The 20,413-nt window shown below is 71.0% G+C and carries 23 protein-coding genes; 11 read left to right on the top strand and 12 right to left on the bottom strand.

Annotated features, from left to right (window positions below; all coding sequences use genetic code 11):
- Nucleotides 1-12: 12 nt before the first annotated feature.
- Complete coding sequence (locus SY2F82_RS13515; RefSeq protein WP_200419249.1) at nucleotides 13-465, top strand: hypothetical protein; 453 nt, start codon at nucleotides 13-15, stop codon at nucleotides 463-465.
- Nucleotides 466-763: 298 nt separating this feature from the next.
- Here the strand turns inward: SY2F82_RS13515 and SY2F82_RS13520 are convergent, their stop codons facing one another.
- The 3 genes from SY2F82_RS13520 to SY2F82_RS13530 form a co-directional block, all read right to left on the bottom strand.
- The gene (locus SY2F82_RS13520; protein WP_200419250.1) at nucleotides 764-1,864 is read right to left on the bottom strand and encodes an RNA polymerase sigma factor SigF; all 1,101 of its coding nucleotides are present in this window, start codon (nucleotides 1,862-1,864) and stop codon (nucleotides 764-766) included.
- Entirely contained in the window at nucleotides 1,861-2,274 is a 414-nt protein-coding gene (locus tag SY2F82_RS13525) for an anti-sigma regulatory factor (protein WP_103839295.1), read from the bottom strand. The genes SY2F82_RS13520 and SY2F82_RS13525 overlap by 4 nt, the downstream gene beginning before the upstream one ends.
- A gap of 272 nt (nucleotides 2,275-2,546) precedes the next feature.
- A complete protein-coding gene (locus SY2F82_RS13530; RefSeq protein ID WP_103839294.1) occupies nucleotides 2,547-2,807 on the bottom strand; it encodes a UBP-type zinc finger domain-containing protein in 261 nt (86 codons plus the stop codon).
- Nucleotides 2,808-2,869: 62 nt separating this feature from the next.
- On the opposite strand from SY2F82_RS13530, the gene SY2F82_RS13535 reads away from it, so the two are divergent.
- Entirely contained in the window at nucleotides 2,870-4,465 is a 1,596-nt protein-coding gene (locus tag SY2F82_RS13535; protein ID WP_200419251.1) for a Na+/H+ antiporter, read from the top strand.
- A gap of 24 nt (nucleotides 4,466-4,489) precedes the next feature.
- Here SY2F82_RS13535 and SY2F82_RS13540 read toward each other — a convergent pair whose 3' ends face one another.
- Nucleotides 4,490-5,419 carry a 1-aminocyclopropane-1-carboxylate deaminase/D-cysteine desulfhydrase gene (locus SY2F82_RS13540; protein WP_200419252.1) on the bottom strand — a complete coding sequence of 310 codons (930 nt, stop codon included), beginning with the start codon at nucleotides 5,417-5,419 and terminating at the stop codon, nucleotides 4,490-4,492.
- Nucleotides 5,420-5,589: 170 nt separating this feature from the next.
- Here SY2F82_RS13540 and SY2F82_RS13545 point away from each other — a divergent pair, with 170 nt between their 5' ends.
- The 6 genes from SY2F82_RS13545 (at nucleotide 5,590) to SY2F82_RS13570 (ending at nucleotide 11,296) form a co-directional block, all read left to right on the top strand.
- The gene (locus SY2F82_RS13545) at nucleotides 5,590-6,996 is read left to right on the top strand and encodes a family 2B encapsulin nanocompartment shell protein (protein WP_200419253.1); all 1,407 of its coding nucleotides are present in this window, start codon (nucleotides 5,590-5,592) and stop codon (nucleotides 6,994-6,996) included.
- A 153-nt stretch (nucleotides 6,997-7,149) separates the two neighbouring features.
- Complete coding sequence (locus tag SY2F82_RS13550) at nucleotides 7,150-8,274, top strand: family 2 encapsulin nanocompartment cargo protein polyprenyl transferase (RefSeq protein ID WP_200419254.1); 1,125 nt, start codon at nucleotides 7,150-7,152, stop codon at nucleotides 8,272-8,274.
- A gap of 210 nt (nucleotides 8,275-8,484) precedes the next feature.
- Nucleotides 8,485-9,105: an N-acetyltransferase gene (locus SY2F82_RS13555; RefSeq protein ID WP_200419255.1), complete on the top strand. Its 621-nt coding sequence runs from the start codon at nucleotides 8,485-8,487 to the stop codon at nucleotides 9,103-9,105.
- Nucleotides 9,106-9,396: 291 nt separating this feature from the next.
- Nucleotides 9,397-10,335, top strand: a complete 939-nt coding sequence (locus SY2F82_RS13560) for an alpha/beta hydrolase (RefSeq protein WP_200419256.1) — start codon at nucleotides 9,397-9,399, stop codon at nucleotides 10,333-10,335.
- Nucleotides 10,336-10,345: 10 nt separating this feature from the next.
- Nucleotides 10,346-11,065 carry a YafY family protein gene (locus SY2F82_RS13565; RefSeq protein WP_200419257.1) on the top strand — a complete coding sequence of 240 codons (720 nt, stop codon included), beginning with the start codon at nucleotides 10,346-10,348 and terminating at the stop codon, nucleotides 11,063-11,065.
- A 30-nt stretch (nucleotides 11,066-11,095) separates the two neighbouring features.
- Nucleotides 11,096-11,296: a hypothetical protein gene (locus SY2F82_RS13570; RefSeq protein ID WP_200419258.1), complete on the top strand. Its 201-nt coding sequence runs from the start codon at nucleotides 11,096-11,098 to the stop codon at nucleotides 11,294-11,296.
- On the opposite strand, the gene SY2F82_RS13575 is transcribed toward SY2F82_RS13570, so the two are convergent.
- The 7 genes from SY2F82_RS13575 to sodN form a co-directional block, all read right to left on the bottom strand.
- The gene (locus SY2F82_RS13575; protein WP_200419259.1) at nucleotides 11,293-12,042 is read right to left on the bottom strand and encodes a VOC family protein; all 750 of its coding nucleotides are present in this window, start codon (nucleotides 12,040-12,042) and stop codon (nucleotides 11,293-11,295) included. The genes SY2F82_RS13570 and SY2F82_RS13575 overlap by 4 nt on opposite strands.
- 88 nt (nucleotides 12,043-12,130) lie before the next feature.
- The gene (locus tag SY2F82_RS13580; RefSeq protein WP_200419260.1) at nucleotides 12,131-12,547 is read right to left on the bottom strand and encodes a VOC family protein; all 417 of its coding nucleotides are present in this window, start codon (nucleotides 12,545-12,547) and stop codon (nucleotides 12,131-12,133) included.
- Between the two features lie 17 nt (nucleotides 12,548-12,564).
- On the bottom strand, nucleotides 12,565-12,996 hold the full coding sequence (locus SY2F82_RS13585; RefSeq protein WP_200419261.1) for a helix-turn-helix transcriptional regulator: 432 nt from the start codon (nucleotides 12,994-12,996) through the stop codon (nucleotides 12,565-12,567).
- Between the two features lie 346 nt (nucleotides 12,997-13,342).
- Nucleotides 13,343-15,490: a permease gene (locus SY2F82_RS13590; protein WP_200419262.1), complete on the bottom strand. Its 2,148-nt coding sequence runs from the start codon at nucleotides 15,488-15,490 to the stop codon at nucleotides 13,343-13,345.
- Nucleotides 15,487-16,140: an ABC transporter ATP-binding protein gene (locus tag SY2F82_RS13595; RefSeq protein ID WP_236041393.1), complete on the bottom strand. Its 654-nt coding sequence runs from the start codon at nucleotides 16,138-16,140 to the stop codon at nucleotides 15,487-15,489. The genes SY2F82_RS13590 and SY2F82_RS13595 overlap by 4 nt, the downstream gene beginning before the upstream one ends.
- A 121-nt stretch (nucleotides 16,141-16,261) precedes the next feature.
- A complete protein-coding gene (locus SY2F82_RS13600) occupies nucleotides 16,262-16,603 on the bottom strand; it encodes a hypothetical protein (protein ID WP_236041395.1) in 342 nt (113 codons plus the stop codon).
- Between the two features lie 970 nt (nucleotides 16,604-17,573).
- The gene (sodN, locus tag SY2F82_RS13605; RefSeq protein WP_103839348.1) at nucleotides 17,574-17,969 is read right to left on the bottom strand and encodes a superoxide dismutase, Ni; all 396 of its coding nucleotides are present in this window, start codon (nucleotides 17,967-17,969) and stop codon (nucleotides 17,574-17,576) included.
- A 146-nt stretch (nucleotides 17,970-18,115) separates the two neighbouring features.
- On the opposite strand from sodN, the gene sodX reads away from it, so the two are divergent.
- Nucleotides 18,116-18,550: a nickel-type superoxide dismutase maturation protease gene (gene sodX / locus SY2F82_RS13610; protein ID WP_200419452.1), complete on the top strand. Its 435-nt coding sequence runs from the start codon at nucleotides 18,116-18,118 to the stop codon at nucleotides 18,548-18,550.
- Here the strand turns inward: sodX and SY2F82_RS13615 are convergent.
- The gene (locus SY2F82_RS13615; RefSeq protein ID WP_200419264.1) at nucleotides 18,454-19,083 is read right to left on the bottom strand and encodes an ABATE domain-containing protein; all 630 of its coding nucleotides are present in this window, start codon (nucleotides 19,081-19,083) and stop codon (nucleotides 18,454-18,456) included. The two genes, sodX and SY2F82_RS13615, sit on opposite strands and share 97 nt — an antisense overlap.
- Nucleotides 19,084-19,184: 101 nt before the next feature.
- On the opposite strand from SY2F82_RS13615, the gene SY2F82_RS13620 reads away from it, so the two are divergent.
- Nucleotides 19,185-19,955, top strand: a complete 771-nt coding sequence (locus SY2F82_RS13620; protein WP_200419265.1) for a trans-aconitate 2-methyltransferase — start codon at nucleotides 19,185-19,187, stop codon at nucleotides 19,953-19,955.
- A 99-nt stretch (nucleotides 19,956-20,054) separates the two neighbouring features.
- Complete coding sequence (locus tag SY2F82_RS13625; RefSeq protein WP_200419266.1) at nucleotides 20,055-20,411, top strand: hypothetical protein; 357 nt, start codon at nucleotides 20,055-20,057, stop codon at nucleotides 20,409-20,411.
- The last annotated feature ends 2 nt before the right edge of the window (nucleotides 20,412-20,413 follow it).

Genomic DNA, 20,413 nt, shown 5'->3' on the forward strand with positions numbered 1-20,413 from the left:
TACCCTTCAGGGGTGAGCGCTGAGCAGAACCCCACCCCTGAGACCCGCGAAGCCGGGCCCCGCCCCACGCGGCTGACCGCCGCGGCGGCGCTGGCCGGCCTGGAGGGGCTGGCCCTGGTCGGGGGCGGCGTCTGGACGCTCGTCCTCGGCCTCACGGGCTCGCCGGACGACCGTCAGCAGGCCGTCACTCTCGGCATCACCCTGATCGTGCTCGCGCTGCTCCCTCTGCTGGCCGCGCGGGGTCTGCTGCTGCGGCGCGGCTGGAGCCGGGGGCCCGCCGTCATCACCCAGATCATGGCGCTGCCGGTGGCGTACAACCTGCTCCGCGCCGACAGCGTCGCGATCCCGGTCGGCATCGTGCTCGCGGGCGTCGCGGTGACGGCCCTGGTGCTCCTCGTGAACCCGGCGACGACGCAGGCCCTCGGGATCCGCGGGCCCGGCCGCGCGGAGGAGCCGAAGCGGTAGGCGGCGCCCGGCTCTGCGGAGGAGCCGAAGCGGTGGCCGGCGTCGAAGAGCCGGCCGGCGTCCGGCCACGCGGGGCAGCCGGAGAGTAGCCGACGTCCGGCCGTGTCGGCTCGGCGTCGCGACGCCGAGCACAGGACCGCGCCTGATTTCCCTGCCCGACGACACCGGCGACAGCAGCGACCCGCCGACACCGGCGACATCGCGGCCGTCGCGGCCCTTCCGCGCCCCGAGCCTGCGCGAGGGTGGGGCGCCGGCCGTCGCGGGGCGCCGCTGACCGGCAGCCCCGCGTGCCGCCGTCCTACTCCTCCACCAGCAGCTTGTCCCGCAGCTGGGCCAGCGTCCGGGCCAGCAGACGCGAGACGTGCATCTGCGAGATGCCGACCTCCTGTGCGATCTGCGACTGGGTCATGTTGCCGAAGAAGCGCAGCAGCAGGATCCGCTTCTCCCGCGGCGGAAGGTCCTCAAGCAGCGGCTTGAGCGACTCGCGGTACTCGACGCCCTCCAGCGCCTCGTCCTCCGCGCCGAGCGTGTCGGCGACCGCCGGGGACTCGTCGTCCGTGTCGGGGACGTCCAGGGACAGCGTCGAGTACGCGTTGGCGGACTCCAGGCCCTCCAGGACCTCCTCCTCCGAGATGGCCAGCTTCTCGGCCAGTTCGTGGACCGTCGGAGAGCGGCCGTGCTGCTGGGACAGCTCGGCCGTGGCCGTCGTCAGGGCCAGGCGCAGCTCCTGCAGCCGCCGCGGCACCCGCACCGCCCAGCCCTTGTCGCGGAAGTGCCGCTTGATCTCGCCGACGACCGTCGGGGTCGCGTAGGTCGAGAACTCGACGCCCCGCTCCGGGTCGAAGCGGTCGACCGACTTGATCAGCCCGATGGTGGCGACCTGGGTCAGATCGTCCAGCGGCTCGCCGCGGTTGCGGAAGCGGCGTGCGAGGTGCTCGACGAGCGGCAGGTGCATACGGACCAGCTTGTTGCGCAGCTCCGCGTACTCCGGGCTGCCTTCCTTCAGCTTGCGCAGTTCGACGAACATCGCCCGCGCGCCGCTGCGGTCCTGTGGGTCGTGCTGTGCGCCGACCGGCACACCCTGCTCAGCGTTTCGCTCGTGCTCGCTCATCGTCCCGCCCGTCGTCCGCCGCCCTCCGGAGGACGTGCCCGTGGCTCCGCCTGCATCCCGTCGTGCGCCGCCCCGGACGGAGAGCGCCTCGTCCGCTCCGGCCGGACCCGTCTGCACGGGTGCCATGACCGCCGACGCCTGGCCCTCCGGGTGCGGACGGGCCTGCTCGGGGATGCCGTCCACGCCTTCCGCCATGCGCGGCGGCCCACCCGGGCCGCCCGCGCTCCCGGCGGAGAACTTCCGTGTGCCGCGCTCTTCGTCCCGCACCGGCCCGTCCCCGTTCGTCACGCCGGCCCGGGTCCCGCGCCGCGCTGTTTGTAGAGGCTGATGGACACGGTCTTGTCGTCGGAGACCGCGGAGGAGACCTTGCCGGCCAGGGCCGACAGGACCGTCCAGGCGAAAGTGTCCCGCGAGGGGGCATGACCGTCCGTGGTCGGGGCCGCGACCGTGACCTCCAGCGAGTCGTCGATGAGCCGGAAGACACAGCTGAGCACCGAGCCGGGCACGGCCTGCTGCAGCAGGATCGCGCAGGCCTCGTCGACCGCGATGCGCAGGTCCTCGATCTCGTCGAGGGTGAAGTCCAAACGGGCCGCGAGACCGGCCGTGGCCGTGCGCAGCACCGACAGGTAGGCACCCGCAGCCGGCAGCCGGACTTCCACGAAGTCCTGGGTCGCGGGCTCGCCTGCGATCTGGGACACCCTCACCTCCAAGGTGGTACAAGCTGTTTCGGGGGCCGAGGGTTGCCCCCGGGGTAACGCCCCTCGTGGTTCAGCGGTGACGCTATCGCGCTCTCAACGTACCTGTCCCCGGGACCCCGACCCCTTGCTGTCACTCATAGTAAACCCATGTATACGCACAGTGGCTAGGGGTCTGGCGGAACCAATCGGGAAGGCACGCGCCGCTTTGACGTACCCGGACGTCAGACCGGCGAACCGTCCGGGTCCAGGGTCACACGCGCGCCGGTCCGCGGTCACACGAGTACATGGTCGACGAAGCACCAGCGCCAGTTCTCACCCGGTTCGAACGTGCGCATCACCGGGTGGCCGCTGGCCTCGTGGTGCGCCGTGGCGTGCCGCAGGGGCGAGGAGTCGCAGCAGCCCACGTGTCCGCACTCCAGGCACAGACGCAGTTGCACCGGGTGCGTACCGGCGGCGAGGCACTCCAGGCAGGTCTCGCTCTGGGGCTTGGGCTCGGGGTCCGGCAGCGCGTCGCCGTGCGTGCACTGTTTCATGATGGCCAGATTACGACGGGTCCGCGGGAAGCGGCGCCGAAAAAGAGGGTGGGCGGAAGACGATGAACGTGGTGCCACTGCTGTTGCTGGTCGCCGGTAGCGCGGCCGTCGCCGGGGCGGCACGCCGGACCCCGGTGCCGGCGCCGCTGCTGCTGGTCGCCGTGGGTCTCGCGGTCTCGTACCTGCCCGGGGTGCCCGAGTACACCCTCGACCCCGAGATCGTCCTGCCGCTGGTGCTGCCCCCGCTGCTGTACACGGCGGCCGCCGACAGCTCCTACCTGGACCTGAGGGCGCAGATGCGGCCGGTCGCCCTGCTGTCCGTCGGATACGTGCTCTTCGCGACGCTCGCCGTGGGCTGGGCGACGTATCTGATCGTGCCGGGCCTGCCGCTGACGGCGGCGCTGGTCCTGGGTGCGGTGGTCGCGCCGCCGGACGCGGTCGCGGCGACGGCGGTCGCCCGGCGGGTGGGCCTCCCCTCGCGGATCACCACGATCCTGCAGGGGGAGTCGCTGGTGAACGACGCGACCGCGATCACCGCGTACAAAGTGGCGCTGGCCGCGGCGGTCGGCGAAGGCGCGACCTGGTCGGGCGGCGTGCGGGAGTTCCTGCTCGCGGCGGTCGGCGGTGTGGTGATCGGTCTGCTGCTGATGATGCCGATCCACTGGCTGCGCACCCACCTGAAGGAGGCGCTGCTGCAGAACACACTCTCCTTGTTGATCCCGTTCGTCGCCTACGGCGCCGCGGAATGGGTGCACGCCTCCGGTGTTCTCGCCGTGGTCGTCGTCGCCCTCTACCTCGGCTACCACAACTATCAGGTCGACTTCGCGACCCGGCTCCAGGAGGAGGCGGTGTGGAAGATGGTCGCGTTCGTGCTGGAGTCGGCGGTGTTCGCGCTCATCGGACTGCAGCTGCCGGTCGTCCTCAGGGGGCTCGGTCCGTACGAGGGCACGCGCGCGGCCTGGTACGCGGTGGCCGTGTTCCTGGTGGTCGTCGTGTCCCGGTTCGTCTGGGTGTACCCGGCGACCTTCCTGCCGCGTGCGCTCTTCCGCCGCGTCCGGGAGCGCGAGGACAACCCGACGTGGAAGGGGCCGTTGATCATCGGCTGGGCGGGGATGAGGGGGGTCGTGTCACTCGCGATCGCCTTTTCGATCCCGCGGGCCGTGCACGGCGGCGGCCCGTTCCCCGACCGCAACCTGATCCTCTTCCTGACCTTCACGACGGTGATCGGCACACTGGTGGTGCAGGGACTGAGCCTGCCACCGATCATCCGGCTGCTGCGCCTGCCGGGGCGTGACCCCCAGGCGGAGACGCTCGCGGAGGCGAACGCGCAGGCACAGGCGTCCCGGGCCGCCGAGCAGCGCCTCGAGGAACTCCTGGAGGACGAGCGCAACGCACTGCCGCCGCCACTGGCCGACCGGCTCCGCACCGTCCTGGAGCGCCGCCGCAACGCTGTCTGGGAGCGGCTCGGCTCGGTGAACCCGGTGACCGGCGAAACAGTCGACGACATCTACCGGCGGCTGTCCCGCGAGATGATCGGCGCCGAGCGGGAGGTCTTCGTCAAGCTCCGCAACCACCGCTACATCGACGACGAGATGCTCCGCACCCTGCTGCGCCGCCTGGACCTGGAGGAGGCGGCGGCGTACCGGGAGGCGACATGAGCCCCGGGCCGGGTCAGGGCTCCCCTAGGGGAAGGGGCGACCCGTGATCACGGCCGCCACCGTCGTCCCCCTCGGGAACGCCCCCTCCCGGGTCAGCGTGACCAGTCCGTACAGCAGCTTGGCGACATAGAGACGTTCCACCGGCAGGCCGTGGCGGGAGGCGAAGTCGGCCGCGAACGCTTCCAGTTCGGGTGCGGTGCGGCCGTACCCGCCGAAGTGGAAGCGGTCGTCGAGGGACCAGGTGCCGCGGCGGGCACCGAAGGCCCGGGTCTGCAGGGCGGTCACCTCGGCGGTCAGGAAGCCGCCCTTCAGGACGGGGATGCCCAGGGCTCGCTGGCCGGGGGCCAGGCCGGCCGCGAGGCCGGCCAGCGTGCCGCCGGTGCCGCAGGCCACGGCGACCACGTCCGCGCGGCCGCGCAGCTCCTCACCGAGCGCGCGGCAGCCGCGCACGGCGAGGGAGTTGCTCCCGCCCTCCGGAACCACATACGCCTCCTCGGCGTCCGCCGCCCGCAGGATGCCAGTCAGCGTCTCCGGCTCCGCCTTGTGGCGATACATCGACCTGTCGATGAAGTGCAGTCGCATGCCGTCGGCCCTGCATCGGGCCAGCGAGGGGTTGAGCGGGCGGTCGGCGAGCTCCCCGCCGCGGACCACTCCGATCGTCTCCAGCCCCAGCAGCCGGCCCGCGGCGGCCGTGGCCCGCAGATGGTTGGAGTACGCGCCCCCGAAGGTGAGCAGGGGGCGGCCTGCCGCGGCCCGCAGGTTGGGGGCGAGCTTGCGCCACTTGTTGCCGACCAGGTCCGGGTGGATCAGGTCGTCGCGCTTGAGCAGCAGCCGCACGCCGTACCGCGCGAACCGCTCGTCCACGACCTCCCGCAGCGGCGACGGCAGGCGCGGGCGCAGCGCGGTCGCCGGGTCGGGCGTTTCGCGTTCGCTTCGGGCGTCATTGCTGGTCACTCCGCCATTGTCGAACACCGGCCACCGGCCGAGGGCGCTCGGAAACCCGCGCTCAAGTGCCCAGGGCAGCAATGATCCATTCCCGCTCTTTCGTGTAATGGTGCGACCACGCTGCGTGATGGAAGGCTTGTCCTCGCAGATCGGATGCATGACCGGGAGGGGCATCACCAATGTCGGTAGGCGAAGAGGTCCGCGCCGAGGAGAACAGGCCGCAGCAGAGCCTCGGCACCGCGGCGGCGCGGAACCTGGCCACCACCACCAAGTCCGCACCCCAGATGCAGGAGATCAGCTCACGGTGGCTGCTGCGCACGCTGCCGTGGGTGAACGTGCAGGGTGGCACGTACCGGGTCAACCGCCGCCTGACCTACGCGGTGGGCGACGGCCGTGTGACCTTCGTGAAGACCGGTGACCAGGTCGCGGTCATCCCCGCGGAGCTGGGCGAGCTGCCCGCCCTGCGCGCGTACGACGACCTGGACGTGCTCGGTGAACTCGCCCAGCGCTGCCAGCAGCGCAGGTTCGCACCGGGGGACGTGCTTGCCGAGTTCGGCAGTCAGGCCGACGAGGTGTTCCTGCTCGCGCACGGCAAGGTGGAGAAGATCGGCACGGGCCCCTACGGGGACGACGCGGTGCTCGGCGTCCTCGCCGACGGCGCCTACTTCGGCGACCAGGCGCTGCTCGACCCGGACGCCATCTGGGAGTACACGGCCCGCGCGGTCACCACCTGCACGGTGCTCGCCCTGCCCCGCCGGGACGTCGACCAGATCGCGGAGCGGGCCCAGTCGCTGCGCGACCACCTCCACCGGCAGCGCTCGATCCCCGCCCAGCGCACCAACAAGTACGGCGAGAAGGCGATCGACCTCGCCGCCGGCCACACCGGTGAGCCGGAGATCCCGCACACCTTCGTCGACTACGAGGCCTCGCCCCGCGAGTACGAGCTGAGCATCGCCCAGACCGTCCTGCGCATCCACACGCGCGTGGCCGACCTCTACAACCAGCCGATGAACCAGACCGAGCACCAGCTCCGGCTGACGGTCGAGGCACTCAAGGAGCGCCAGGAGCACGAGCTCATCAACAACCTCGACTTCGGGCTCCTCAGCAACTGCGAGTACGACCAGCGGTTGCAGCCGCACGACGGCGTGCCGAGCCCCGACGACATGGACGAGCTGCTCAGCAGGCGGCGCGGCACCAAGTTGTTCCTCGCCCATCCACGTGCGATCTCCGCGTTCGGCCGCGAACTCAACAAGCGCGGACTCGTCCCGGAGACCATCGACATCGGAGGAAACCGCATCCCCACGTGGCGCGGGGTGCCGATCTACCCGTGCAACAAGATCCCGGTCACCGAGGCCCGTACGACCTCGATCATCGCCATGCGTACCGGGGAGGAGGACCAGGGTGTCATCGGACTCCGTCAGTCCGGTATCCCCGACGAGATCGAACCGAGCCTGTCGGTGCGGTTCATGGGCATCAACGAGCAGGCGGTCATCAGCTATCTGGTGACGGCGTACTACTCGGCCGCCGTCCTGGTCCCGGACGCGCTGGGGGTCCTGGAGAACGTCGAGATCGGCCGCTGGAGGTGATGCTCTTCCTCGGCTCGCCCGCCTGTGGGGGAGCGTTCAAACGCGGCCCGGAAACGGCACTCGGTGTTCCGCCCGTCACCGTGGGTAGATCCTCCGGGTATGTGTCCAGCGGCAGCGGAAGCGTCACCCTCCGCAGACTTACGAGGCGGTTCCATGAGTGAGTTCATGACGGAGCCGAAGCGGGGCCCGGCCCTCACGCGGCGCGGCCCGGCCGGTATCCCGAGGCGGCGTGACCCGCTCCCTGGCCGGCCGGCACCGCCCGACGTACACGAAGCCGCGGCGATACTGGAGCGTGCCCGGGCCACGGTCGACCCCGAGCTGCGCCGGGCCGTCGACTCGCTGCCCGGCTCGATGCGCCGGATCGCGCGCTACCACTTCGGCTGGGAGCACGCGGACGGCACCCCGGCGACCGGCAACGCGGGCAAGGCGATACGGCCCGCGCTCGTGCTCACCGCCGTCCGGGCACTGGGCGGGCAGGAGTCGGCCGCCGTAGGGGCCGCCGCCGCGGTGGAACTCGTCCACAACTTCACGCTGCTGCACGACGATGTGATGGACCGGGACACCACCCGCAGGCACCGCCCCACCGCGTGGACCGTGTTCGGTGACGCCGACGCGATCCTCGCGGGAGACGCCCTGCTGGCGCTGGCCCTGCGGCTGCTCGCCGAGGACCCGCACCCGGCGTCGGGCGCGGCCGCCGGCCGGCTCGCGGACTGCGTCGTCGAGCTGTGCGCCGGGCAGCACGCGGACACGGCCATGGAGCGGCGCGGCCCCCACGAGGTCACCCTCGCGGAGGTGCTCGCCATGGCGGAGGCGAAGACGGGCGCCCTCCTCGGCTGTGCCTGTGCGCTCGGCGCTCTGTACGCGGGAGCGGACGCGGCGGACGTGGAGGCGCTGGACGCGTTCGGCCGTGAGGCGGGGCTCGCCTTCCAGCTCATCGACGACGTGATCGGCATCTGGGGCGACCCCAGCCGCACCGGCAAGCCGGCGGGCGCGGACCTCATGGCCCGCAAGAAGTCGCTGCCCGTGGTCGCCGCGCTCGCCTCCGGTACACCGGCGGCGGCCGACCTCGCGGAGCTGTACGAGGGGCCGTACAGGGAAGGGGAGTTGGAGCGCACCGTGCTCGCCGTCGAGAGGGCGGGCGGTCGTGACTGGGCGCAGTCGCAGGCGGCCGACCGGATGGGCCGGGCGATGCAGGAGCTGTCCCGCGCGGTTCCCGACCCGGACGCGGCGGGTGATCTGCTGGCGCTGGCCGAGTTCGTCACCCGGCGCAGCACCTGACAGGCACCACCGCTGGACCCCGGAGACCCGGGCCCGCGCGGCTCCTGACCCCGCGCGGTCCCGGAGGCTCCGGCCCGGGGCGGGCCCCCGCACCTCCCCGCGATGTGCGGGGGCCCGCCCCTTCCCACCCGCGTCGCCCCGGCCGATCGAGTTCCGGTTAGGCTGCAACCGCCGTACGGTCAGGGCTAGTTGACGTGAAGGGGTGGGCTGATGGGCGTGGCGATTCGGGCGGCTGACCGAGGCGACCGGGAGCTGGTCGTCCGGCTGCTGGACGATGCGTTCCAGGACGACCCGGTCAGCAGCTGGGTCTTCCCTGGCGAGGAGTACCGTCGCAGGACGCACCACCGGCTGATGGCCGCGTTCACCGACATCGTGCTCGCCGAGGGACGCATCGACGTGACCGAGGACGGCACGGCCTGCGCGCTGTGGCTGTCCGTACCCGCGGGTGACCACTCGGCGGACGGGGGCGAGGACGGGGCGGAGGCCGAGGAGGGGGACGACGGGGCGCGGCTGCGCGAGGCCGTCGACCCGGAGAACGAGCGCGTGGAGCGGATCGCCCGGCTGATGGCCGAGGCGCACCCCGCGGACCGCGCCCACGAATACCTGTGGATGATCGGCGTGGCCCCCGGGCACCAGGGCCAGGGCCTGGGCACCGCGCTCGTCCAGCACGTCCTCGACCGCTGCGACAGCGAGGGCCGGCCCGCCTATCTGGAGGCGAGCAGCGCCCGCAGCACCCGGCTGTACGAACGCCTCGGCTTCGCCTTCACCGGACGCACCCTGGACCTCCCCGACGGCCTGCGGATGTGGCCGATGTGGCGCGAGCCGCGCTGAAAGACCGCTGAACCTGGCGACGCGGTCGAACGGCGGGCACAGGCCCCCGGACCCGGCCTGGACAGTGGAGGGCGTTCAGGTCGGCCGTCACGAACTGGTCTTGGACGCCCTCGTTGCGTCAGCGAGCGGCGGATGGTCGGCCGCGCCGGCAGATGCCTTCCGCGCGGGCGCGGGCACGCTCATGGCGTTGCGCGGTCAGGACATCGGGCGGGCAGTGGAACAAGGGGCGTGATGCAGGTCACAAGGAAAAGGTGACAGGGTGTTGTCGCGGACAGCTGCAACCGTCGACGCATGACGATCACAGACGAGGACTGCCTCGCCGAGACACTGGAATTCAACGCCCAGTTCGAGGCTGCTGCCGCGAGCCGTCCACCTCGTGGGCAAGCGCCGAATGCAGACGTGCTGGCGCTTCTGCGGCACAACCGACTCGGTGGCGACACGCCACCAGTGCGATTGCCGCAGGGCCAGGACCGCCTCGTCGCGGACGGGGTGAAGGTCCGGGCGTTCGTGCCGGAACACGTCGACGGCGTGTACCTGCACATACACGGCGGTGGCTGGGCGTTCGGCTCTGCGGACGGGCAGGACAAGAAGCTGTGGCGGCTTGCCGTGGAAGCCCGGCTGGCCGTGATGAGCGTGGACTACCGCCTGGCACCGGAGCACCCGTTCCCCGCCGGCCCCGACGACTGCGAAGCGGCCGCCCGGTGGCTGGTGGACCATGCCGAGGCCGAGTTCGGTACTGGGCGGCTGCTGATCGGCGGCGAGTCGGCCGGTGCCCATCTGAGCGTCCTGACCCTGCTACGACTTCGTGACCGGCACGGCATCACCGGCGCGTTCCGTGCGGCCCACCTGGCCTTCGGCCCGTACGACCTGTCGATGACACCGAGCCAGCGGCTGTTCGGCTCCCGGCGGTTGCTGAGCAACTCCGAGTCGATGAAGGGAAGTTACGAGCTTTTCACGCCGGGATTGGGCCCGGAGGAGCGCCGCGACCCGGAGGTCTCGCCGCTGTACGCCGATCTGAGAGGCCTGCCGTCCGCCCGGATCGTGGTCGGCACTCAAGACCCGCTGCTGGACGACTCCCTCTTCCTGGCCCAGCGGTGGCAGGCGGCCGGGGCGCCCGTCCAACTCGGCGTCGTCGCGGGCGCGATGCACGGCTTCACCCTGTTCCCGTTGACCATCACCGCACGTGAACAGCAGCGGGAGCGGGACTTCCTGGCCGGCGCGGGACGGTAGCGTCGGCCCCATGAACCGCACTCCTCGGCTCTACGCGCTGGTGGAAGAGCTGCGCGCCGCGGCGCCGCGAGCGTTGACGGTCGCCGCGCTCGCCGCGCGGTTCGAGGTGAGCACGCGCACGGTGCAACGCGATCTCCAAGCGCTGATGGAGGCGGGTGCCCCGGTGCGCACCACAACCGGGCGGGGCGGCGGCTGGTCGATCGACCCGGCGATGACCCTCCCGCCGATCCGCTTCACCGCCGAAGAGGCCGCGGCGCTGGTCGCCGCGCTCGCCACCGCCGAGGCATCCGCCCCCTACGCCGGCCCGGTCCGTACCGCGTCCCAGAAGATCGCGACCTCGATGACCGGCCCCGCCTCGACGGCGGCTCAGGAACTCGCCGCCCGAATCGTCGCGCTGCCGACGCGGACCGCGGAGTCGGTCTGGACCGCGGTGGAGCAGGCTCTCACCGACAACACGGTGCTGCGACTGTCCTACGTCGACGCGGCCGGGCAGGAGAGCGACCGCGCCGTTGAACCAGCAGGACTGCTCACCGCCGACGGCAAGTGGTACCTCATCGCCTGGTGCCGCACGCGGCAGGCCGGTCGAGGCTTCCGACTGGACCGCATCACCGCAGCGGCTCCGACCGGTGAGCAGGCGCGACCCCATGCCCTGGCCGACCTGCTGCTCGGCTCGGCCGCCGCCGGCGCGGTACAGCCCACCGCGCTGGCTTCGCTCATACCTCCGCCATGACAATCGGAACTGCTCGTCTAGGCTGGAGGCATGGGCAGTCAGGACCCCGTCTGCCCGTCCTGCGGGCAGCCCGTCGCCACCGTCGTACGGCGCCACAAGACGCTGGGCGCCGTCGTGCCCGTATGGCGCCCCGGCCCCTGCCGGAACCCGCAGTGCCCGGCGTATGCGTCCCGGGAACCCGAGGAGACGCAGCCGAAACGCCACGGCGAGCGCACCAGGAGAGACCGTTAGCCCGGCAGGCCGCCCGTCCAGGGGTCGCGGCCCGTCAGGCAGTAGGTGCCGCCCGCCGGGTCGCTCATCACGGTCCAGTGGGTGCCGTCGGCGACGTGTGTGGCGCCGAGCCGCTCGTGCCAGGCCCGGGCCGCCTGGATGTCAGCGCACGCGAGGTCCAGGTGGGCCGCGGCGGGGCGGTCGGTGCCGAGGCGTTGCAGCAGGATACGGACGGGGAGGCCGGCAGGTGGTCTGACCACGTGGAACTCCGGGAGCGAGCCGGGGGAGGACTCCCAGCCGGTGAGCTCGCTCCAGAAGGCGACCTCGGCGTCGAACACGGCCGGGGCGAGGTCGAGGCACACCTGGTCGAGGCGCGTCGCCGTGCCGCCGGGGCCCTCGACCGCCTGCGGTCGCGCCGACTCGCCGTGCCAGGGCACCGCGCAGAACAGCACGCCGCCGGGGGAGCGGAGGACCGCCCAGCCGGGATGGTCGGAGACGAGGTCCGCGCCCAGCCGTCGCGCCGCCGCGACGAGCGCGGGAACGTTCTCGACGGCGAGATCGAGATGGGCGCCGCCGCCCGCTCGTACCGCCTGGGCCTTCACACAGGCGTCGCCCGCCTCCGGCACCAGCGTGACGAACTCACCGTCGTCGCCTCGCGGTTCGGACGACTTGGTGCCGGTGACGGCGGTCCAGAAGTCGCCGGCCCGGCCGAACCGCTCGGCGGGCCGGTCGACGAAGACGTACGTCCAGCGGATCGGTTCGCTCATGAGGGGCACGCGGTCTCCCTGGCAGACGGTTCACGGGTTCGTACCGTCTCCCCGCGCCGTCCGGTCAGGCAAACGCGTTTCCCGTGGGTCAGGGGCGGCGGCGCTCGTTGAAGCGCAGCAGGTTGCCCGCCGGGTCGCGGAAGGCGCAGTCCCGTACGCCGTACGGCTGGTCCATGGGTTCCTGGAGGACCTCCGCTCCGGACGCCTGGACGCGGGCGAAGAGGGCGTCGCAGTCATCGGTGGAGAAGATGACACCGCGCAGAAGACCCTTGGCGAGCAGTTCCGCCATCGCACGGCGGTCGGCGGGGGAGGCGTCCGGGTTCGCCGCCGGAGGCTCCAGGACGATCTCCACGTCCGGCTGGAGCGGGGAGCCGACCGTCACCCAGCGCATGCCCTCGAAACCGACGTCGTTGCGCACCTCCAGGCCGAGGACGTCCCGGTAGAAGGCGAGCGCCTTGTCGTGGTCGTCGACGGCGATGAAGCACTGGGAGAGTTTCACGTCCATGAGGCCAGGCTAGAGCGCTATAGCTGCTCACGGGGATCTGTCCGCGTGTCGCCCGGCCGCCCTCGGCGGGGGCGCGTCAGTCCCTTCGCCACGCACGGCGGTATCGCGGCCCCCTGCTCGTGCGACCGCGCCCGGTAGGCGCTCGGGGTCTCGCCGACCAGTTCGGTGAAGCGTGAGCTGAAGGACCCCAGCGAGGTGCAGCCCACGGCGATGCAGACCTCCGTCACGGTCAGGTCGCCGCGTCGCAGCAGCGCCTTGGCCCGCTCGATACGGCGGGTCATGAGGTAGCTGTACGGCGTCTCCCCGTAGGCCTCGCGGAAGCTGCGCTGGAAGTGCCCCGCCGACATCAGCGCGGTGCGCGCCAGCGCCGGTATGTCCAGCGGCTCGGCGTACTCACGGTCCATCCGGTCGCGCGCCCGCCGCAGCCGGACCAGGTCCTCCACATCCACGCCGTCAGCATCGCACGGGCCACTGACAGTGGACCCTGACAGGAGCGGCCCTCGTGCCCTGGCGAGGAAGCCACAAGATCCATGAGGCGCCGCTGACCTACTCGGGTGACGACTGGACATCGCGCTCCTGCTCCCCGACGGGGACGAGCGGACTGTCTGCGGACCGAGGCGGCCCCGGTACGAACCTGCGGCCGCCTCAACCTGGTGGCTTTTTAACCCGGTGGGTCCTCAACCCGGTGGGTCCTCAACCCGGTGGGTCCTCAACCCGGTGGGTCCTCAACCCGGTGGGTCCTCAACCCGGTGGGTCCTCAACCCGGTGGGTCCTCAACCCGGTGGGCCCATGCAGTCAGTCGGCCACGGGTCTCCACTGGTCGGCCTCTCGTGCGGCTGCGCGTGCGCCGAGGAAGCCGACCCCAAGGGACACGGCAGCGCACGCCGTGACGCCGGCCGCGAGGACGGGCCAGGACACGGAGCCCTCGTTGACCAGGGCGATGAAGAAGACCGAGTGCCAGGCGGTGACTGCTCCGGCCGTCACGGTGGCGATGAGCAGGGGGACGGTGAGGTGCCACCAGGTCACGGAGCGGAAGACGCGTCGCTGTCCGGTGAGGACGGCGAGAGGAGCCAGGACGTGACGGATCCGGACGAACTCGGCCGCCGCGCTCAGTGATCCGGCGATCAGAAGGAAGAGGATGCCGGTGACGCCGTAGAGCTGGATCCAGTACGGCATCCGGGTGCGGGAGGAACCGAGCCAGTTGCCGCCCAGTGCGTCCACCTGCAGCGCGGGGTCGGACAGCGTGTAGGCGGCCCTTTTCACCTCGGTGAGCATGCCGGGCCGCGGAGTGACGACGAGGAGGGTCTGTGTGCCGTCCGGCTTCACACTCAAGCGGGAGGTCGCCTCGAAGGTGATGTCGCCGTACCAGCGGCCCATCTCCTGGACGCGGGCATCGCTCCATGCCGACGGTTTGCCCGTGCAGGGCACGCTCAGCGTCTTCAGGTCGGGGCAGGATCCTTCGATCGTCACCCACGGATCCAGCGAGTGGCCCGGATCGTGCAAGGTCCGGGTCAGGAGCAGTGACCCGGACGGAAGCCGGGAGCGGAACCGGTCCGTTTGCGACGTGGTCATGGCGCCGGTGGACACTTCGATCACGGTGTCCTTGATTCGCTGGTGTGTGGCCACCGCAGCCTGCGAGTGCGAGCCGAGTCGGCTCGTCCACACCTGCATCTGGGCGACGATCCCAATGCCGATCACCATGGCCAGGGCGAGCCGCACGATCACCCCTGGGTGCGCTGCCGTCCACCGACCGCCGATCAGGCGTGCCGCGTGCCCCGTCCGGATCCCTTGGTCGGCGAGGGTGGTGCCGAGGCGACGGGTGACGAGTGCGATGACGGAAGAAAGGAACGCCCACATCACCACGGTCCCGGCGGTGAAGACCGGGATCTGCGCCTTGCGTGGCACGTACTGGCTGGTCACCACCAGGGCGGTGCCGACTCCGCAGACGGCCAGGCGCCAGGCCGGGACACGGGACGAGAAGGACGCGGGGCGCGTCGAGGCGCCGTCACGGCGGATGCGGTGGGTGCCGACCACGATGGCCATGACCGCCAGCAGTGATCCCACTGCCGAGACGGCCGCGGTGGGCCAGGCGGACCACACGTCGCGGTGATCGAGGAGGTAGCCGGTGGGGAACAGCCGGGTGTCCCACAGCGAGGCGGCGGCGTACGGAATGAGCGCGGCGAGGGTGCCCCAGACCGCGGGGACGACGGACTCGCCGACGTTGACGATCATTCGATGCTTCCAGGTCGCGCCCAACGCCTGGAGGAGGCCGCTGCGCCGGTCCCGGGTGCGCGAGCCGACCCGTGCCGCGATCACGGTCAGGGCGAGGGCGGGCAGGCCGGCCAGGGACCACAGAGCCATGAGGGGGATGTGGACGGACCGTTGGTCGGCCATCTCTCCGGTGGCTCCGCCTCCGCTGCCGAAGGCCGAGACGTACATCCAGCGGGGATCGTCCTTCGCGGGCGGGGCTGCGACTCGTACGTAGGCGATCCGCTCCGAAGGAGTGACGAGCCCGTCGGCGCCGACTGTTCCGGCGAACATGCCGTACCGGGTGAGGATTCCCTGTGCGCGGCCGGTCCTGATGAGCTCGGGAGACAGCAGCACCTGGCCCGGCTCCGGCCACTTGGCCACACCGGCAGGGCGGGGCGCGCCAGGGGTCAGCGGGTGGACGAACACGACGGACACGGCGACGGTGCCGATCTTGTCTGCCCCCTCCCGGTACATCAGTGCCGCATCCCGCTTGTTGAAGGTGAGCACGGGGCCTCGGGCGTCGGCTCGGGTCTCGCGGCCGTGGTAGGTGGCGAGGGTGGCGACGGTCGCCAGGGTGACGAAGGCGAGGGCGGCTGCTGCCGCGCTCAGGGACCACCGGCGCAGCCGGTCGCCAGGGGCGGAGCGACCGGCTGCCAGGCCGATCCTGAGGAGCGTGCCCACGTTCCCTCTCACCGGGCACCTGCTTCAGCCAGGATGCCGCCCCGCAGCTCGTGGCGGCGGTCGGCCTGCTCCGCCACGGACAGATCGTGGGTGACCAGCAACAGGGCGCAGTCCCGGTCACGGGCCGCTGCGAACAGAAGGCGAGCGACCTCGTCCTTGGCGTCCGGGTCGAGGGCACCGGTGGGCTCGTCCGCGAGGAGCACTGCCGGACGGGTGATGAGGGCGCGAGCGACGGCGGTGCGCTGGCGTTCGCCACCGGAGAGCATGCCGGTGGGGGTCGATCCGGCGGGAACGCCGAGTTCGTCGAGCAGCGCGGTCGCCTCTCGGCGGGCGTCGGACTGACGTTCGTTGTCGAGCAGGAGGGGAAGGGCGACGTTCTCCACCGGGCTGAGTTCGGGAAGGAGTTCACCGAACTGGAAGACCATGCTCATCGTCTCCCGCCGGGCCTGGGCGAGGGCGGTCGGTTTGAGGCGGGTGATCTCCCGGCCTCCTGCGGTGATGGTCCCGGTCTGTGGCTTGATCAGGCCCAGGATGCACATCAGGAGCGTGGATTTGCCGGAGCCGCTCGGCCCGGTGACTGCGACGGACTCGCCCGGGCGGACGGACAGGTCGACGCCGTCGAGGAGGGTGCGCCCCCCGACCTGGTAGCGCAGTCCGCTCACGCGGAGGCCGGATGAATCACCGTGTTTCACAGGAAAATGTTCCTCGTCTCGGAAATGGGGCCGCCGCGCCGGTCCCATACGGGGGTCGGCGCGGCGGAAGAAGCTACCGGGAAGAGTCCGGTTACGGGATCGTCCAGGTGGACGCGCAGTCGTCGGGCGTGCCGTCGTTCTCGTCACACGCCTTGAACTTGTAAATGCGCGATCCGTCGCCGGAGTAGACGGTGGTGCCGGGACCGCTGTGGTTCCACAGGGTCCGCTTGGTGTCCGGGCTGGCCGTGCGGAAGTATTCGGCCTTCGCCGGATCGCCGTCGTTGCTGTTGTCCTTGATTGCGATCTTCCCGCTGTCGCCGCCGGCGGCGGGGGACCAGGCGTGGGCGCCGCCGCCGTAGGAGTCGGCCGCAATCGCGGTCGTGGTCGGGAGTATCAGCCCGGCAGCGAGAAGTGTGCCGGCGATGAACTTCAATCTGTGCACCTGTGAACCTCCTGTGGGGTTTGAGGTGATCAACGTAGGCACATGTGGGAAGCGGGGCCAGAAGGATTTATTGGGTTGACTGTGATTCGGACAATCAGTCGAACAGGCTGGATGCCTTATACCGCTTGAGATGTGTGGCCTGAGTTCGGTCGATAGTTGTCAGAGGTTGACCGGTTCTTTCCGTGCTCTTGGTCGGCGGAATACCCGATTCCATCAGAGGCGGAGTATTCGATTCCAAATAGAGCCCGTGGTGCGAATTCGGTGAGGCGTGCTCATCGAGCGACCCGAGTGATGATTCAGCCGCTCAGGAGACTGTCTTTCAGCCACTGGCGGCAGCCGGGAGGCGTTGGGGGGTGGCGGCCGGCGGCCCCGGTGCGGGCGGGACTCGCGGTCGAAGACGCCCGGGCGGGATCAGCGAGGACGGGGCGGCGCGGCCAGGGAGGACTGCGTGCAGGTCCTGCTCGAAGCGGGGCACGGTGGTGGCGCGCGGGGCACGTCGGGTGACCTTCGCCAGGACTGGCCGGACGGTCCGCTGGTAGCCGGCCTACAGGTGGCGGAGGGGGGTGCGGCTGCCTGCGGCCTGCTGCTCGTGGCCGCGTACGCCGAGCGGCGGGCGTGGCTGAACGCCCTTGTCACTGCCCTCAGTTCGGCTCGGTGCGGGACGTGGCCGGGAAGACGGGCCTGCCGAAGACCGCCGACTCCCGGCGTCCCGGCCCGGTCGGTGAGGCCGTCAGGGACGCCCCTTGACGCACCTCGGCCCTCGACCACCGCCGCTGGAAGACGGCTGGAACTGCCCGCGCGTCCGCCGCCATCACGCTGCGGATCTACGCCCGGCTTTGGCCGGGAGAAGAAGACCGCACCCGGGCCGTCATGGACGCCGTGTTCGGCGGCCTGCGGTCCGGGTGCGGACAGGGGGACACTGCAACCAACGTAATCGCAGGTCAGAGGGCATGATTCAAGATCAGGCCTTCTTGGTCTCCCAGAAGATCTTGTCGATTTGGGCGATGTAGTCCAGCGCCTTCTGGCCCGTCGCCGGGTCCGTCGAGCCCTTGGCGGCCGAGAGGGCCTTCAGGGTGTCGTTGACCAGCTGGTGCAGCTCCGGGTACTTCTCGAAGTGCGGGGCCTTGAAGTAGTCGCTCCACAGCACCGACACGTGGTGCTTGGCGAGCTCGGCACGCTGCTCCTTGATGGTGGTGGCGCGCGCCTGGAAGTGCGGGTCGTCGTTGGCGGCCATCTTCTCCTGGATGGCCTTCACCGACTCCGCCTCGATGCGGGCCTGGGCCGGGTCGTAGACACCACAGGGGAGGTCGCAGTGGGCGCTGACCTTGACCTTCGGGGCAAACAGGCGGGAGAGCATGAAGCTGTCCTTCCTCGTGATCGTCATCTCAGGTGGGACATTACTCCGTAGGGGACCGGTTTTGGCGAGTGCCCCCAGGGGCTTACGCCAAAAGTCCAGGGTGAGACTGGGACTGGTGGAGGAACGGACCGGGGAGGTGCCGGATGATGCCGGAGCTGTCACAGGAGACCGAACGCACGAGGGCGTTGCTGCCGCTGGGGGTGGCGGAGGTCACAGGGCCGTCCATGGTGCCCACGCTCCAGCACGGGGACCGGCTGCTCCTGCAGTACGGGGCCCGGGTGCGACCCGGTGACGTCATCGTGCTGCGTCACCCCTTCCAGCAGGACCTGCTGGTGGTCAAGCGTGCCGTGGAGCTGCGCGAGGGCGGCTGGTGGGTGCTCGGCGACAATCCGTACGCGGGTGGGGACAGCACCGACTACGGCACCGTTCCCGAGGAACTGGTCCTCGGGAAGGTGTGGTTCCGTTACCGCCCGCTCAGGGACGGTCAGCGCTCGGCCTTCGCGCTGCTGCGCTGGGTGCTCTCCGCCGCCCGGCCCGTGTTCTCCGACCGGTCCGCCTCCAGGCGCTTGCGGGCCCGGTAGGCCGCCACGTTCGCGCGCGTCGCGCAGCGGTCCGAGCAGTAGCGCCGGGAGCGGTTCGTCGAGGTGTCGAGGTAGGCGTTACGGCAGGGAGCCGCCTCACACAGGCCCAGGCGGTCCACGCCGTACTCGGTGAGGTGGAACGCCAGCCCCATCGCGGCGATGGCCGCGTAGCCCGCGGTCGCGTTCGACGGGTGGTCCGCGAGGTGCATGTGCCACAGGGGGCGGCCGTCGTCGTCCCGGTGGTCGTGCCCGGAGATCTGCGGGCTCACCGGGAATTCGAGGAGAAGGGAGTTCAGCAGGTCCACGGCGAGCGTCTCCTCACCCCGGTCCGCCGCCTCGAAGACCGAGCGCAGCCGGGCCCGGACCGAGCGGAAGCGGGTCACATCGGCGTCGGTGGCACGGCGGGCCGCCGACTGGTTGCCCCCGAAGAGGTCGCGGACGGCCTCCACCGAGGTCAGCGAGTCCTTGCCCCGGGCCGGTTCCTCGCTGTTCACGAGACGTACGGCGTAGTCCGAGTAATAGGCCAGTTCCACTTGTAGTCCTTACGAAGGCGCTCTATCGTCGTGCGTGCGATGCGTAACAGATGACCCTGCCTCCAGGGTATTACGCGGTTCTGTGAAGAAGGGGGCTTCCCATGGACACAACGACCGGATCCACGACGGGCACCGACTGGCAGGCCTGGCAGAAGAGCTGGGACCGCCAGCAGGAGTGGTACATGCCCGACCGCGAGGAACGCTTCCGGATCATGCTCGACATGGTCGAGGCGTTCGTGGGCACCGAACCCCGTGTGCTCGACCTCGCGTGCGGCACCGGCAGCATCACCGCCCGGCTCCTCGCCCGCTTCCCGAACGCCACCAGCACCGGAGTCGACCTGGACCCCGCCCTGCTCACCATCGCGCGCGGCACGTTCGAGGGCGACGACCGCGTCACGTTCGTCGAGGCGGACCTCAAGGACCCCGACTGGCCGGCGCGCCTGCCGTACGAGGCGTACGACGCCGTCCTCACCGCCACGGCCCTCCACTGGCTGCGCGACGAGCCCCTCGAGGCCCTCTACGGCCGGATCGCGGAACTCGTCCGCTACGGCGGCGTCTTCATGAACGCCGACCACATGATCGACGACACCACGCCCCGGATCAACGCGGCCGAAAGCGCCCAGCGGCACGCCCGCATGGATCAGGCCATGCGCGACGGCGCCCTCGACTGGGCCGAGTGGTGGGCGCTGGCCGCCAAGGACCCCGTCCTCGCCGCGCCCACCGCCCGTCGTTTCGAGATCTACGGCGCCCACGCCGACGGCGACATGCCCTCCGCCGCCTGGCACGCGCGCGTACTGCGCGAGAAGGGCTTCGCCGAGGCCCGCCCGGTGTGGTGCTCCCCGTCGGACACGCTGCTGCTGGCCCTCAAGTAGGGCCGAATGTCTGCCTGCTGTGCCGCGCGAATTCCCTTGATCCTCGTCGCCGCCGTCGTTGGCTGATCACCAGGGAGCGCGCCTGGCGAAGGGGGAAGTGTGCGCAGCAAGTTGCTCGGCGCCCTGGCACCCGTTGGTCTCGCGGCTGCCGCGATCGTTCCGCTCACCGCCGGTACGGCATCTGCCGACCCGCCGTGTGCCGAGGACGTGTACGGCAAGAAGGTGTATTCGGGAAGCCAGGAGGGCTACCAGATCGATGTGACGCTCAACCGTTGCAACCGGCCGACCCGGGCGATGGCGAAGTGCGCGGCCCTCGGCGGATCCGGGATCAACTACGGCCCCACCGTCACACACGGAACCAGCAGGACCGACTTGTGCGCCCGGGGTTCGCAGATGGTGGACGAGGGATGGCAGGTCTACTACGGCGGCAAGTGGAACAACCGCTGGGTGGGCTGATC

Origin of the sequence: Streptomyces sp. Y2F8-2 (assembly GCF_014905555.1) — a bacterium.
Lineage (GTDB): Bacteria > Actinomycetota > Actinomycetes > Streptomycetales > Streptomycetaceae > Streptomyces > Streptomyces cynarae.